Genomic DNA, 15,176 nt, shown 5'->3' with positions numbered 1-15,176 from the left:
AGGGCTCTTTCCTTGCTGTAGAGGGCGCTCGGCAGGCGGCATTGAGGCATTCAGGATGACAAATCTATTCGGGCTCTCCCGGGCCAGACTGGAAGCAATACTGAGCAACTATGACTCAGCAGCACACAGACTGATGTCGGCCGTTGTTTTGCTGATGTGGGTGCTGACGCTGGTATACGGGTGGATTGGCAACCAGGGCATGCTGGCCCTGGTGCTGGGCAGCCTGATCGCCGGCCTGATGCTGGTACTGTCCGAGGCGCTGCGCCATCCTGTCCTTTCGCCGAACGGCATCGCTGTGCTGTTGATGGCGCAGGTGTCCCTGCAGGTGCATTTGCTGGGTGGCATGATAGAAGCCCACTTCGGCTATTTTGCGATGCTGGCCATTCTGCTGGTCTATTTCCGCATACTGCCGCTGATCGCGGCGGCTGCCACGGCAGCTGTTCTACATCTGGTGATGCATTTCCTGCAATCAGCAGGTTACCCGGTGCTGCTCTTCCCGCAGGGCGAACATTCTCTGCCCATTGTCATGTTTCATGCCTTTTATGTGGTTCTCCAGACCGTGTTTCTGGTCATCCTGGTGATGATCGGCCGACCACTGATGGAGTTGGCGCGGGGGGTTGTAAACCTGACCGGGCACATGTTGCACGGAGACGGTTCGATTGACCTGTCAGTATTGTCGGGAAGTCAGGGTAATCCGATTCTGGAACGTCTGCATCGGACGTTTCGTGCCATTGATCAAGCTGTCAGCAGGATATCCGAGAATTCCGGACAATCACGTCAGCAGCTGGAATCACTGCGCGATAATACCGCGGGTGCCAGCGCCCACTCTGACGATGTCAATGATCGAGTTCAGCAGATCGAGTCGTCTGTCCGGGACATGGATCAGTCATTCCGCCAGGTTGCCAATCAGACCCAGGAGGCGGCGAGCCGGGCCAGTGAAGCCAGCGAATCATGGCAGAACCTGGGTGGAAAGATGGATGAAACCAGTCAGACCATACAGCACTTGGCGACGGCACTTACTGGCACGGACAAAGTGGTACAGCAGCTGGTGGAAGACTGCGGTGCAGTCAGCAAGGCAGTCAGCGATATCGAGGGAATTGCCGAACAGACCAATCTGCTGGCGCTGAATGCTGCCATCGAGGCGGCGCGGGCTGGCGAGCAGGGGCGCGGATTTGCCGTGGTGGCAGACGAGGTGCGTCAGCTGTCACAGCGCACGCAGGAGTCTACCCATGCCACAGGCGCCATCATGGAGCGCTTGCTCAGCGGTGCCAGTGAGGCCTCGAAGGCCATGCAGGACAGCCAGGAGAAGGCAACGCTTACAGTGTCCCAGTCCGGGGTCCTGCAATCAACCATGCAGGGCATACAGGCAGCCATCGAGGCCATCAATGACATCAACCAGCAGATCGCCGTAGCCGCCGAAGAGCAGAGTCAGGTGGCCGGAGAGATCAGTGGTCAGGTTGATCAGATTGTCGACGCAATGCAGCAGCAATCCGAGATCCGCCAGGCCAATCGCAAACTGCTGACCGAACTGGAGGCCGGATTCGAATCACTGGAAGCCACGATCGGTCTGTTCAAGGCCTCAAGGCCGACGAGCCTCAAATAACAGGGTTTTGCGAGAGCCGTCTGAGAAGGTCAGCGTGATTTCGTATTCGGCACCCGGCTCCAGTGGGTTTTTCAGGTTGACCAGCATCAGATGGTCGCCACCCGGGGCCAGTGCGTGACTGCCCTGAGGGGGTATCTCGATGGCGAGGATGCGCTGCATCGACATCATGCCATCCTCTCCAATGCTCATCGTATGCAACTCTGAAGACGCAGCGAGGTCTGTTTCGAAACCCACCACGGCCACCGGTTCGTCACTGCGATTGTGCAGCGTGAGATATCCAGCCAGGTTGCGCTGCACAGTTGGCCCGGCACGCAACCAGGGGTCTTCGACTTCGACAGAGGCTGCCTGGTCTGCCATCAGCGGCGGGCTGGTCAACAACAGGCAAGCCAGCAATGCAGGCATCAGTTTGCGCATGAACATCAGATCAGTTGCCTTATGCGAGCCAGAATGGCGGTATAGGGGTCATCATAGCTGAAAATATCCGCCACCTGACCATCCGGGCCCAGCAAATAGGTGCGTGTCGTGTGCTCGACCAGGTACTCGAGATCCGAGTCAGGCGTGTCGACAAAATAATAGGTAGCAAAGAACTTGCCGGTCATCTCGTCAATGACAGACTTGCTGCTGGTGGCACCCACAATACGCGGGTGGAAGAAGTCGGTGTATTCGGCCAGTGTTTCCAGATCGTCCCGATCCGGATCCACACTGACAAACAGCCCGCTGACCCGCTCCAGTTCTTCGTCACTCAGTTCCGCCAGCACCTGGCGCTTGGTGGCCAGGCTGGCCAGGCAATAGTCCGGGCAATGGGTGAAACCGAAAAACAGCATCACGGCCTGGCCGGCAAAATCGTCGCGACTGATGGGGCCGTCCAGAGTTTCCAACTGAAAATCACCGCCCACGGCACTGAAATCCCGTTCCGGCTCCGGCTCTGGCATATAGGCCGGAAGAATGAAGTAGATGAAGACCAGAGAAAACGCGGAAAACGCAGCCGCCATTACCAACAGTTTTTTCATGGTGAGAATGATCTCGCTCAAGTCATGATGATCGTGCGTCTGACCCGGACGGCGCTGGAAGGTTCCAGTGCTCGACGGGGTGCAGCCTCGCGAGAGCGCATGGTATCACAGCCCTCGCGGCTCTCCCGTCAGTGCAGCGTCAAGCCATCAGGTGCCGCAGAAGGTCTGATAGACGCGCTCGGAAGGCGCAGCGGGCTGTCCATAATGCGACCGCTCCCCCTCGGGATCGAAAGGCGACGTCACGGCTGCCAGCAACTTGTCGAAGACGGAAAAGTCATTGTTGTCTTCGGCCGCCCGAATGGCCTCTTCGACGCGGTGATTGCGCGGGATAACAGCCGGACTGGCGCCTTGAATACGAGCCGCAGCCGTGTCTGCAGGTGTGCCTTCGGTATGCAGCCTGGCAAGCCAACGGTCCCGCCAGGTGCGGACAGCACCGGTATCGGAAAACAGCTCATCCAGTGCTGCCGGATCTTGCGCCAGATTGGCCAGCCCGCGCCAGCTGAGGGTGAAATCGGTGCTGTCTGCGGCCATCAGGGCCAGCCAGTCATCCGCCAGCGCGAGGTCATCATCCTCGGCAGACGCAAGGCCAAGTTTGCGCCTCAGAATCTCAGCCCGGTGCAGTTCATAACGTTGCGGGAAGTCGGCAATTATCTCCCTTATGTCCTCCAGTTGACTATCGGGGTTGGACGACAGCGTCAGCAGCGCTTCGGCCAGACGCGCCAGGTTCCATTGCGCTATGCCGGGCTGATTGCGATAAGCGTAGCGTCCACCCTGATCGATGGAGCTGAACACCTGCTCGGGCCGGTAGCCTTCCATGAAGGCGCAGGGGCCATAGTCGATGGTTTCGCCACTGAGCGTGGTGTTGTCGGTATTCATCACCCCATGGATAAAGCCGAGGCTCATCCAGTGGGCAATGAGTCTGGCCTGGCGGTCAGCTACAGCTTCAAGTAATGCGGGGATGGGGTCCGGGCTCTCGGCCACCTCCGGGTAGTGTCTTTGCAGCGTGTGCTGCAGCAGGGCGTCCAGGGCTTCGTGATCTTCTCTGGCGGCAAAGTACTGGAAGGTGCCGATGCGAATATGACTGGCGGCCACACGAGTCAGAATGGCTCCGGGCGCCCATTGTTCACGCGCGACCCGGTCGCCGGTGGTGACGGCAGCCAGGGCGCGGGTGGTCGGAACACCCAGAGCCTGCATGGCTTCGCTGACCAGATATTCGCGCAACACTGGCCCCAGTGGCGCCAGACCATCACCACCGCGTGAAAACGCCGTGCGACCCGAGCCCTTGAGCTGGATATCAAAGCGCCGCCCCTCCGGGTCGATCACTTCGCCCAGCAGCAGAGCCCGCCCGTCACCCAGTTGCGGGACAAACTGGCCGAACTGGTGGCCGGCATAGGCCTGGGCGATGGGGTCGGCCCCGGACAACAGCGCCTGTCCACTGAATACAGCCGCCAACTCAGCGTCATCCAGGGCACTTTCGGTCGCCCCCAGCGCTGCAAACAGGGTCCGATTGACCCGGATCAGCGACGGATCAGATACTGCCGCCGGTGCGCTGCGCTTGAACAGTTGGTCTGGCAGTCGGATGTAGCTGTTGTCGAAGTTGAGCTTCAGCATCGCGTGTATCCGCAAGATGAAAAATGGGGTGGTCAGGGTGCCACAGGTGCCGGGTCGCTGGCCACCAGACAGTCCCGGCCCGCGGACTTGGCCTGATACAAACGCCGGTCCGCGATTTCCAGCAGATCATCCAGGGTGACGTCTGTCGAGGCAATTTCTTCGTTGCTGACCAGTCCGGCACTGACCGTGATGCCCATACTGACCCCGTCGACATCTGTCTGCTGAGTACGGATGGCGCCCAGAATACGATCAACCGCGCTGATGGCTTCCGGGGCGGGAACATCATGCATCACCAGCAGGAATTCTTCGCCGCCATAGCGCACCAGCACATCCTGAGTCCGGGACTCGGCGCGCAATGTCTCTCCCAACACCTTGAGCACTTGATCGCCCGTCAAGTGACCGTAGCGGTCATTCAGGGGTTTGAAGTGATCAATGTCAATGAGTACCAGGGTCAAGGTGCCGGACCCTTCATGCACCTGAGATAGCCACTTCGGAGCCTGCAGACTGAGGTAGCGACGATTGTACAGGCCGGTCAGCGGGTCGGTCAGGGTATCTCGTGTCAGTGCGGCCTCCTGGTCAATGCTGGCCAGCGATTCCGCCAGCAGATGGGCCACGATCTTGAGCTGGCTGCCCAGTTGCTGGGGCCACGACCGAGGACGCAGTGAGTCGAAACCGAAAAACCCGGTAAAAGCCGGGTTGCTGTTGACCGGGATGAGCATCAGCGAGCGGACGCCGGACCCCAGCAGCAGTTCCTTGTCGTTGCCCGCCTCGTCCGGGGCCTCCTGCACATCCTGTACGATAAAAGGCTGTCCCTGCTCCAGCATCACGCGCTGTTGCTCGGCCAGCCAAGGAATTGAGCCCAGTTCGGTATGTTGCAGGTCTTGCTTGGCGGGAGCCACCCCGGGCGCGCACCATTCATGGGTATTGACCTCATAGGTGCCGTCTTCGGAATAGCGAAACAGGTACGCCCGGTCGGCGCCCAGATGCTGGCCGAACAACTCCAGCATCCGGTCGATTCGGGCATCAATATTGCTCTGACTGGCGCTGGCAAAATCAGCCGAGGTATTGGCGATCAGACGATGGAACTGGCCCTCCAGAGCGAGGTCGCGCTGCAGATCCTTGTGTTCAGTGATGTCGATGCAGGTGCCGACCGAGACGGTCTCTCCGGCCAGGGGTACCGCATCCACTGAAAGCTCGACCCAACGGGTTGCGCCCTCGCGCGTCACAATGCGGAACCGGTAGTCGCCGGGCACCTCGTCCCCCGACTGGCGCATGCGTGCACGCCGCCGCACCAGCGCCCGATCGGCCGGGTGCACCAGGCGCGGGAACTCCATCTGCAGCAAGTCTTCTTCCGAGTAACCGGTCAGCCGGCTCATGGCTGGATTGACGACCTCCAGCGACTCTCCACGCACCATAAAGATGCCGGCGCTGGTTTTGTCAGACAGGGTGCGAAACAGTTGCTCTCGGGTATTCAGTTCTCGGGTTTTTAGCCCCACTTCCCGCCGCAGCCGCTGACTCTGGGTCCGCAGCAGGGCTACATAAAGCAGTATCAATATCAGGAACAGTGCCCCGGCCAGCCAGATTGACCAGTCAGGCAGTTCCGTGGCGGCTGCCTGTGCGAGGGCGGATTGAGGCAGGCACGCACAGGCAGCGGCAGGCTTGACTTTACCAGCCTGACAATGACGTGACATCCGGCTCCCGCGCGAGCGGGAGCCGGCTGAACTGAATGGCCCTTGTGGCAGGCCTGTGTGCGATGCAGTCAAATGACACCCGAAACTGAACTACGGTCAACCACCTCTACACTATAGGGGACTTTGTCCGATAAAACCGCTTCCTGATGGCAATAAAATCGTACCGGCCCTGACTGAGGCTACCTTCAGTCGCGCCAGGCCTCCGGGCTGGGGCAGCTGCAGACCAGGTTGCGATCGCCAAATACGTTGTCGACCCGATTGACCGCTGGCCAGAATTTGGCGTCTTTCAGTCCGGGCACGGGGAAGGCACCGCATTCCCGACTGTAGGCGCGATTCCAGTCTTCCAGTAGATCAGCCTGGGTATGCGGCGCCCGAACCAGCGGATTGTCATCAGCCGGCCAGTCGCCATTGATGACCTGATCGATTTCGCGGCGAATGTGTTGCATGGCCTCTATGAAACGGTCCAGCTCCGCCACTGATTCCGACTCCGTCGGCTCTATCATCAGAGTGCCGGGCACCGGGAAGGACATGGTGGGCGCGTGGAATCCATAGTCCATGAGGCGTTTGGCCACGTCTTCTTCCGTAATGCCGCTGGCCGCCTTCAGCGGGCGCAGGTCGATAATGCATTCGTGCGCCACGCGGCCCTGCTCGCCTCGATACAAAACGGGATAATGGTCGGCCAGGCCCTCGGCAATATAGTTGGCACTGAGAATGGCGATCTCGGTACTGCGCTGCAGTCCGCCCTGACCCAGCATCCGGTTGTACATCCAGGTAATGGGCAGAATGCCGGAAGATCCGAAGGGGGCTGCAGACACGGCGCCTTCAACAGTCTCCTGATCGCAGTGATGGCCGGGCAGATAAGGTGCCAGGTGAGCCCGCACACCGATCGGCCCCATGCCGGGACCGCCGCCACCATGCGGAATGGCGAAGGTCTTGTGCAGGTTCAGGTGCGACACATCCGAGCCCAGATCGGCCGGCTGTACCAGGCCAACCTGGGCGTTCAGATTGGCGCCGTCCATATACACCTGACCGCCCTGTGCGTGAATCACCTCACACAGGTCACGCACCCCGGCTTCAAACACGCCGTGGGTGGAGGGGTAGGTGATCATGCAGGCGGACAGTTTGTCGCCTGCCTGTTCCGCCTTGGCGCGCAGGTCGGCCATATCGACATTGCCGTTGTCGTCGCAATCTACAATGACCACTTGCAGACCCATCATGGCCGCAGACGCCGGATTGGTGCCGTGTGCGGAGGCGGGTATAAGGCAGATGGTGCGATCGCTTTCGCCCTGCGCCTCCTGATAGCGGCGGATGGCCAGGAGTCCGGCATATTCTCCCTGAGCGCCGGAATTAGGCTGCATGGAAATGGCATCATAGCCGGTGATGGCCTTGAGCTGTTCTTCCAGTTCCAGCAGCAATTGCTGATAGCCCCGAGTCTGTGCACGTGGCGCAAAGGGATGGATCTGGGCGAACTCGGGCCAGGAGACCGGCTGCATTTCCGCCGCCGCATTCAGCTTCATAGTGCAGGAGCCAAGCGGAATCATGCCGTGCACCAGCGAGTAGTCCCGGTTTTCGAGCCGCTTGATGTAGCGCATCATCTCGGTTTCGCTGTGATACTGGTTGAAGACCGGGTGCGTCAGCACCGCATCGGTGCGGCGCTCGCGCTTACTAAGCCCTGGCGCGCCCGGCGTGGCCACCAGATCAGCATCCAGGCGACTGACCTCCAGTCCATGACCGGCGCCCAGTACCACCTCAAACAGAGCCTGTACATCATCAGCCGTGCAGGTCTCATCCAGGCTGATGCCATACCGAGTCTGCTGACCGGTGCGTTGAATCAGACGCAGATTGAATTGCTTTTCTTCCGCCCGAGCCTGCACGTCAGCGTCGGCGGTGAAGCTGATCGTATCGAAGAAGCGAATCGGCACCTCGATGCCTTTCTGTTGCAGGCCGGCGGCGAGAATGCAGGTCAGGCGGTGCACGCGCTCGGCCTGCCGGCGCAGCCCTTCAGGGCCGTGCCAGACGGCGTAAAAGGAGGCCATGTTGGCGAGCAGAGCCTGTGCCGTGCAGATATTGGACGTCGCTTTTTCGCGCCGGATATGCTGTTCGCGGGTCTGCATGGCCATGCGCAGCGCGGTATGACCGCGACTGTCTCTGGACACTCCGATAATGCGCCCTGGTACCTGCCGCTTGTGCGGCTCGCGAGTGGCAAAGAAGGCCGCATGTGGCCCACCGTAACCCATGGGGACACCGAAGCGCTGGGCCGAGCCGAAGACGACATCGGCGCCCAGCTCTCCCGGAGAGCGCAGCAGCAGCAAAGCCAGAAGATCCGAAGCAACGGTGGTCATGGCATTCTGCGCCTGCGCGGCTGCAATCAGCGGTTGCAGGTCACGTACCCTGCCCGACGAGCCGGGATACTGGAACAGGGCACCAAAGATGGGCTGTTCACCTACCTTTTCGGCGTCCTCGACGATCAGTTCGATATCGAAATAACGCGCCCGAGTGCGCAGCACATCGAGTGTCTGCGGGTGCACATCGGCATCGACAAAGAAGGCGCGGCTCTTGTTCTTGCGGTTGGCGCGCAGGCACAGTGCCATGGCTTCAGCCGCCGCCGTGGCTTCATCCAGCAATGAGGCATTAGCCAGGTCCATCCCGGTAAGGTCCATCACCATCTGCTGGAAGTTCAGCAGCGCTTCCAGACGGCCCTGGGAAATTTCCGGCTGATAGGGGGTGTAGGCGGTATACCAGGCCGGGTTTTCGAGCACATTGCGCTGGATGACCGGAGGCACCAGGGTCGGATAGTAGCCCTGGCCGATAAAACAGCGGTAGAGCTGGTTCTGCCCGGCAATACGCTGCAAGTCGGTTAGCGCTGCGATTTCCGTTTCACCGGCAGGCATGTTCAGAGCCTGTTGCATGCGCAGGGAGGACGGTATGGCCTCGGTGAGCAACTGAGCCATCGACTCCAGTCCGAGTGCATCCAGCATGGCTTTCTCGGCGGCTGTATCAGGGCCAATATGTCGCTGGCTGAAGGGCTCTGCCGCCAGCGCCGCTAGCGGCTGTAATGCAAACTCGGTCGGGGCGGTAACCAAGGCTTGATCCGGGTGGGCAGTGGTCGTCATGTCAGGCTTCCTCCCCCAGTGTCTTTTCATATTGCTCGGCACTGAGCAGAGTTGTCAGATCAGCACCCTCTGCCAGTTTCAGGCGCAGCATCCATCCGTCGCCATAGCAGTCTTCGTTGACGGTTTCCGGGGCGTCTTCGAGCGTCTCGTTGACCGCCAGCACAGTACCCGACAGAGGCGCATAGATGTCAGAAGCAGCCTTGACGGATTCGACCACAGCCATTTCTTCTCCGGCGGCTACTGAACGATCAATGTCGGGCAGCTCCAGAAAAACGATGTCACCGAGCGCCGCCTGAGCATGATCGGTAATGCCAATGGTCACGGTGCCATCATCATGGGGTCGGACCCACTCGTGGCTGGGTGTGAAACGTAGATCGGCGGGCAAATGGGCCATGTAGGCGACTCCAAAAGTGACAGAACTGGGATGGTCAGAAAGGCTAGCAGCATGATTTCTTGATCGCAACGTAAATTTCCTATAAGAAACAAAGGGCGTCCGAGTTGCCTGTCAGCGACGGTATACATTTCAACACCCGAGCTGCTATGTAATACTTGGACACATCCACTGCCAGCATCAGGAACCCGTATTGTGAGTATGGCTGACGAGCCGCATTTTCTGCGTGACGAGCGCAAGCGCACTCTGGAAGTGAAGCACGGCAACGGCGGCAGTGAGGCCACTCTGCAGCCCTTGCAACTGGGTGAGCGGGTTCGTGCGATCCGGCTGGGCAAGAATCTGACTCTGGAAGAAGCCAGCAAGTTGACCGGGCTGGCGCGTTCGACCCTGTCCAAGATCGAGAATGAACAGATCTCTCCCACCTTTACCGCCGTCAACAAGCTGGTCCACGGGCTGGGCATTGATCTGCCGCAGCTGTTCTCGCAGCCCAGCCCGGGCGCCCAGCCCAGCGGGCGCCGCGAGATTACGCGGCGCGGTGAGGGCAAGCCTCATCCTACGGCCACCTATGAGCACGAGTTGCTGGCCACCACTCTGATGCGCAAAAAGATGGTGCCCTTCGTCACTCGCGTTCATGCGCGCAGCTTTGACGAATTCCCCGAATGGGTTCGGCACGATGGTGAAGAGTTTCTTTATGTGCTGTCGGGCACCATTTGGTTCTACACCGAGTTCTATGAGCCGGTGGAGATGCAGGCGGGTGACTCGGCCTATTATGACTGCACCATGGGACACGCTCTGGTATCCGCCAGCCCGGAGGATGCCACTGTACTCTGGGTTACGGCCTGATCACGCTCTCCTTTTGCCAAAGCCTGGTCGCAAACAGACTCGTCAGGGGAAACCTGTGTTTCCTATTGGAAATATTGCCGCATTTACGGCATGATGAGCCTACTCTGAACCAATCCATCGAGGTGCACCATGTCCAGTCAGGCTGATCTGGCAACCACACCACTTACCGTATTGCATGAAGAACTGGGTGGCCGCCTGGTGCCTTTCGCAGGCTATTCCATGCCGGTGCAGTTTCCTGCCGGTGTCAAGCAGGAGCACCTGCATACTCGCGAGCAGGCAGGGCTGTTTGATGTCTCCCACATGGGGCAGTTGTGGTTGACTGGCCCGGATATGGACAAGGCACTGGAAGCCCTGATTCCGGCTGATATTTGCGGCCTGAAAGAGGGAAGACAGCGCTACGGTCTGCTCACCAACGAGTCCGGTGGCATACTCGACGATCTGATGATCAGCCGCCATGCGGAAGGCTTCTATCTGGTGGTCAATGCCGCCTGCAAGCAGGCTGATATTGCCCACTTGCGCGCCATGCTGCCAGCCGGTGTGCACCTGGAAGAGATGACAGACAGGGCTCTGCTGGCCCTGCAGGGTCCGCAGGCCGAGGCGGCGCTGGCGGAACTGCAGCCGGCGGTCCGGGACCTGGTGTTCATGGACAATGTCATGCTCGATCTGATGGGTGAGCCCGCGATCATTTCGCGCAGCGGCTATACCGGTGAAGACGGTTATGAAATTTCCTGCCCGGCACACCTGGCCAGACAACTGGCCGAAACCCTGCTGGCCGACGAGCGGGTAAAACCGATCGGGCTGGGCGCGCGTGATTCATTGCGCCTGGAAGCCGGCCTGTGCCTGTATGGGCATGACATCGACACCGCCACGACACCGGTGGAAGCCAGCCTCAACTGGGCCATCGGCAAGGCACGCCGCTCAGGCGGCGAGCGTGCCGGCGGCTTCCCCGGTGCTCAGGTCATTTTGCCACAGCTGGCCAAAGAGCAACCGATCACGCGCCGCCGCGTGGGCCTTGAGGGTCAAGGCCGGGCGCCGGTGCGTGAAGGGTCCATCCTGCTCGATGCGCAGGGCAAGCGAATCGGTGCCGTTACCAGTGGTACTTTTGGGCCGAGCGTGGGAAAGGCGATCGCGATGGGTTATGTGTCAGCAGAGTTGGCCGAGCCAGGCACCGAAATCCAGGCCGAAGTTCGGGGCAAGCTGCTGCCGATGAGGGTCTGCGCAATGCCCTTCAAACGTGCGGACTACAAGCGCTGATTGCGCCACGTCGGTCAGCACTCGATCACATTGACTGCGAGACCTCCCCTGGAGGTCTCCTTGTACTTGTCCAGCATGTCCCTGCCGGTATCGCGCATGGTCTGAATGACCTTGTCCAATGAGACAAAGTGCTGGCCGTCGCCGCGCAGGGCCAATTGGGCTGCGTTGATGGCTTTTACCGCAGCGATCGCATTGCGCTCGATGCAGGGCACCTGCACCAGGCCGCCGATCGGATCGCAGGTCAGCCCCAGGTTGTGCTCCAGAGCGATTTCCGCGGCGTTTTCCACCTGCTCAACCGAGCCGCCCAGCACTTCGGTCAAGCCGGCGGCCGCCATGGCACAGGCGGACCCCACCTCACCCTGACAACCCACTTCAGCCCCTGAAATGGACGCATTCTGCTTGCACAGGGCGCCAATGGCAGCCGCTGTCAGCAGAAATGGCACCACATCCTCTTCCTGCACCGCATCACTGAAGTTCATGTAGTACATCAGTACTGCTGGAATGATGCCGGCCGCCCCGTTGGTCGGTGCTGTCACCATCCTGCCGCCGGCTGCGTTTTCTTCGTTGACGGCGAGGGCATACAGATTGATCCAGTCCATGGCGCTCAGGGTGCTGGTGATGATATTGGAGCGTTCCGCTCTCTGCAGGTCAGCATGGAACCGATAGGCGCGACGCCGAACCTCCAGCCCGCCAGGCAGGATGCCCTCGGTGCGCAGCCCGGTTTCCACACAATCGCGCATGGCCCGACAGATAGTACAGAGGCCGGACCGTATATCGGCCTCCGAGCGGCGCACCATCTCGTTGTCGAGCATGATCTGGCTGATCGGCTTGCCGGTTTGCTGGCAGATCGCCATTAGCTCTGACGCACTCCTGAAGGGATGAGGCACGGTTACAGCGTCAGCGAAGGCGCCATCCCGAGCCTCGGCCTCGGTCACAACAAAGCCGCCACCGACCGAGTAGAAAGTCTGCTGGCGCAGGCAGTAACGACCATCCCAGGCCGACAGGGTCAGGGCATTGGGGTGAAACGGCAGGGCACGATCGTCGAAGAGCAGATCCCGATCAAGATAGAAGGTCACGTTATGGCGTTGCAGCAGGGCCAGCGTGCCGGTTTCCCTGACCCGATCGACCAGACCCTGCATCCAGACCGGGTCGACCGTATCCGGAGCTTCACCGGCCAGTCCGGCCAGCACTGCGCGGTCTGTACCATGGCCGCGGCCAGTGGCACTGAGAGAACCGAAGAGCTTCACTTCAACCCGCGTGCACCGGTCCAGATCCGGGCCGTCGCCGAGGTCCCGAATAAAGGTGAGGGCTGCCCGCATCGGTCCGACCGTATGGGAACTGGACGGGCCAATACCGACCTTGAACAGGTCGAAAACGCTGATGTCCATTGCTGTGGCTCCTGCACTCAGCCCCTGACGGTCATGTCGCCAGAGGCAGAGTCGAAAAATGCATGATAACTGCAGACTAGCAGACGCACTTTCCCTCATTCAACAAAAAGTTTCCTATAGGAAACTTTTTGGGCAAGAGCATGACTGAAACAGACAACTCGGCCAGCGAGTTGGGTCAGCGAACCACGGTGACAGGGCAGTCTGCTCGCTCAGCCAGTCGTTGACTGACACTGCCAATCATCAGGCCACGCACCCTGGAGATGCCGCGGCTGCCAACTATGATCATCGGCTCATTTGCCTTCGCGGCATGCTCGATGATGGCCTCGGAGGAGTCACCTTCGAGCAGGACCTGGTCGCGTATTGCCTCGGCGTCAGAGCCAACAGCCTTGCGCATGGCGTCGAATACCTTTTTGGCATTTTGGTTGCGCAGCTTGTCGAACTCTTCCGGGTTGAGGTAACGGAGTTGCTCCTGAGTGGCAAATTCGGCCGGCATGCCGAACAGCTCGAAGGCATTGCGCGGAAACGCATAGAGCATGTCCAGTTTGGCACCGGTTGCCTTGGCGAGAGTGATGCCAAGACGCAATGCCTTGATTGAGCCCTCTGAGCCGTCAACGGGCACCAGCATGGTTTTCGGGGTCATGTCTGTCATTGCAGGCCTCCTTGAGTTGCAGCCTTGTTTCAGTATCTACCTCTCCCAGAGTAACCAGCCTGTGTTTGAATTCATTGATCCAGATCAGCAAGTGATCGTTACAACAGACCGTTGATAACCATACTGCTGCCGGTAGCCAGCAGTATGATGATGACAATGCGCTTGAACATTTTGGCCGACACCCTGTTGCGCACCGTCTGGCCAATCTTCATGCCCAGCAATGCCGGGGGCAGACAGGCGGCAGACAACAGCAGGTCGGAAGGGGCGATCAACCCGAAGGTGGTCAGGGCAATGGCAATAATGCCGGAACCAACGAAGAACATGATGCTGACGGTAAAGATAAAACCACCGGAACTGACCCCAGTTGCCAGCAGCGCCTGAATGGCCGGGAAACCGAAAAATGAAGTCAGCCCGCCCACGGTGCCACTGACCACGCCGGCGGTGCCCAGCACCACGGGTTGCCACCTGGGCGCGATATGCCAGGGGCGCAGCATCTGGCTGGCTACCACCAGCAGGATCATGACGCCGACGACGACGGCCAGTGAACCCGGATCCATGCGCGCCAGCAAGGGCACGCTGATCGTCAGTGCACCAAACAGGCCGGCAAGCAGCGGCCACACACGCAGCGCTTCCCGAGCATGCTGCCGTGCAGTGATGGCCTGCGCCAGATTGGTCAGTACCAGCGGGATGATGGCCCAGCCCATGGCCAGGGTGACGGGCGCCCCGGTCAACAGCGTCAGTGCGGGGATAGCAATCAACGGCATGCCGAAACCGGCGAGCCCCTTGACGATACCCGCAACAATGAAGATCAGTGCCAGCAGCAGGACAGCCCCGGCGGTCAGTTCAGTCATTTGGCCTCCAGTGAAAACGGGAGTTTACACCGCAGTTCAGCCCGTCGCACCCATTCGGCAGCGCGCTGCGGATTGGTTGGCTATACTCGGTCGCCATGAAGCCAGCAGGAGCGTCGACATGGCAAAAGTCGTATTGCACGGTTATTTCCGCAGTTCCACATCGTTTCGGGCGCGCATGGCGCTCAACCTCAAGGGTGTGAACTATGAGCAGGTGACCCATCACCTGCGCAAGGGTGAGCACAAGGGAGAGGACTATTTGTCATTAAACCCGCAGGGACTGGTGCCAAGCCTCGTCTGGTCAGACGGCACGGTGCTGACCCAGTCAATGGCGATTATGGAGTTCCTGGACGAGATCATTCCCGAGCCACCGTTGCTGCCGCGCGACCCTCTGGGTCGGGCCCGGGTGCGCAGCATTCTGCAGATGATCTGCTGCGACATTCACCCGGTGAACAATATGCGCGTGCTCAAGGCGCTGGGCAGTCGTTTCGGCGCTGATGAAGAGGCCGTCAGCAACTGGTTCACGCACTGGGTTGCGGAAACCTTCGGGCCGCTGGAACAGATGCTGGCCAGCAGCCGGGAGACGGGACGCCAGGTGCATGGCGATCAGGTTACGATGGCTGATCTGGGGCTGGTCAGCCAGGTGTTCAACAACCGTCGCTTCGGTGTGTCACTGGACCCCTATCCGACGATCGAGGGCATCTTCGAGCGCACCGTGATCCTGCCGGAAATCGAACGGGCGATTCCTGCCAACCAGCCGGATGCGGAATAGGCG

The 15,176-nt window shown here is 60.1% G+C and carries 13 protein-coding genes; 4 read left to right on the top strand and 9 right to left on the bottom strand.

The features are described 5' to 3' along the window. Positions 1–55 precede the first annotated feature (55 nt). Positions 56–1,603: a methyl-accepting chemotaxis protein gene (locus LAT62_RS00355; RefSeq protein WP_293377163.1), complete on the top strand. Its 1,548-nt coding sequence runs from the start codon at positions 56–58 to the stop codon at positions 1,601–1,603. Here LAT62_RS00355 and LAT62_RS00350 read toward each other — a convergent pair. The 6 genes from LAT62_RS00350 to gcvH all read right to left on the bottom strand — a co-directional run bounded on the left by LAT62_RS00350 (position 1,580) and on the right by gcvH (position 9,422). Further along, the gene (locus tag LAT62_RS00350) at positions 1,580–2,023 is read right to left on the bottom strand and encodes a copper chaperone PCu(A)C (protein ID WP_293377160.1); all 444 of its coding nucleotides are present in this window, start codon (positions 2,021–2,023) and stop codon (positions 1,580–1,582) included. The genes LAT62_RS00355 and LAT62_RS00350 overlap by 24 nt on opposite strands. Beyond that, a complete protein-coding gene (locus LAT62_RS00345; RefSeq protein WP_293377157.1) occupies positions 2,023–2,613 on the bottom strand; it encodes an SCO family protein in 591 nt (196 codons plus the stop codon). Before LAT62_RS00345 ends, LAT62_RS00350 begins: the two co-directional genes overlap by 1 nt. A gap of 147 nt (positions 2,614–2,760) precedes the next feature. Next, positions 2,761–4,224 (bottom strand): YdiU family protein, encoded by a 1,464-nt coding sequence (locus LAT62_RS00340; RefSeq protein WP_293377154.1) that lies wholly within the window; start codon positions 4,222–4,224, stop codon positions 2,761–2,763. 32 nt (positions 4,225–4,256) lie between these two features. Beyond that, positions 4,257–5,915, bottom strand: coding sequence for a diguanylate cyclase (locus LAT62_RS00335; protein ID WP_293377151.1), 1,659 nt, complete (start codon positions 5,913–5,915; stop codon positions 4,257–4,259). A gap of 185 nt (positions 5,916–6,100) precedes the next feature. Next, positions 6,101–9,028, bottom strand: coding sequence for an aminomethyl-transferring glycine dehydrogenase (gene gcvP, locus LAT62_RS00330; protein WP_293377148.1), 2,928 nt, complete (start codon positions 9,026–9,028; stop codon positions 6,101–6,103). 1 nt (position 9,029) lies between these two features. Next, positions 9,030–9,422 (bottom strand): glycine cleavage system protein GcvH, encoded by a 393-nt coding sequence (gcvH, locus tag LAT62_RS00325; RefSeq protein WP_293377145.1) that lies wholly within the window; start codon positions 9,420–9,422, stop codon positions 9,030–9,032. 198 nt (positions 9,423–9,620) lie between these two features. Here gcvH and LAT62_RS00320 point away from each other — a divergent pair, with 198 nt between their 5' ends. Further along, complete coding sequence (locus tag LAT62_RS00320) at positions 9,621–10,262, top strand: XRE family transcriptional regulator (RefSeq protein WP_293377142.1); 642 nt, start codon at positions 9,621–9,623, stop codon at positions 10,260–10,262. A 129-nt stretch (positions 10,263–10,391) separates the two neighbouring features. Further along, positions 10,392–11,516 (top strand): glycine cleavage system aminomethyltransferase GcvT, encoded by a 1,125-nt coding sequence (gene gcvT / locus LAT62_RS00315; protein ID WP_293377139.1) that lies wholly within the window; start codon positions 10,392–10,394, stop codon positions 11,514–11,516. A gap of 14 nt (positions 11,517–11,530) precedes the next feature. Here gcvT and LAT62_RS00310 read toward each other — a convergent pair whose 3' ends face one another. The 3 genes from LAT62_RS00310 to LAT62_RS00300 form a co-directional block, all read right to left on the bottom strand. Then, entirely contained in the window at positions 11,531–12,904 is a 1,374-nt protein-coding gene (locus LAT62_RS00310) for an L-serine ammonia-lyase (protein ID WP_293377136.1), read from the bottom strand. 175 nt (positions 12,905–13,079) lie between these two features. Then, positions 13,080–13,553: a universal stress protein gene (locus LAT62_RS00305; protein WP_293377133.1), complete on the bottom strand. Its 474-nt coding sequence runs from the start codon at positions 13,551–13,553 to the stop codon at positions 13,080–13,082. Between the two features lie 98 nt (positions 13,554–13,651). Then, positions 13,652–14,404, bottom strand: coding sequence for a sulfite exporter TauE/SafE family protein (locus tag LAT62_RS00300; protein WP_293377130.1), 753 nt, complete (start codon positions 14,402–14,404; stop codon positions 13,652–13,654). Between the two features lie 118 nt (positions 14,405–14,522). Here LAT62_RS00300 and maiA point away from each other — a divergent pair, with 118 nt between their 5' ends. Further along, a complete protein-coding gene (maiA, locus tag LAT62_RS00295) occupies positions 14,523–15,173 on the top strand; it encodes a maleylacetoacetate isomerase (RefSeq protein ID WP_293377127.1) in 651 nt (216 codons plus the stop codon). Positions 15,174–15,176: the final 3 nt, after the last annotated feature.

Origin of the sequence: Natronospirillum sp., assembly GCF_022565775.1 — a bacterium.
Lineage (GTDB): Bacteria > Pseudomonadota > Gammaproteobacteria > Pseudomonadales > Natronospirillaceae > Natronospirillum.
This window is presented reverse-complemented; position numbering and strand designations above follow the sequence as displayed.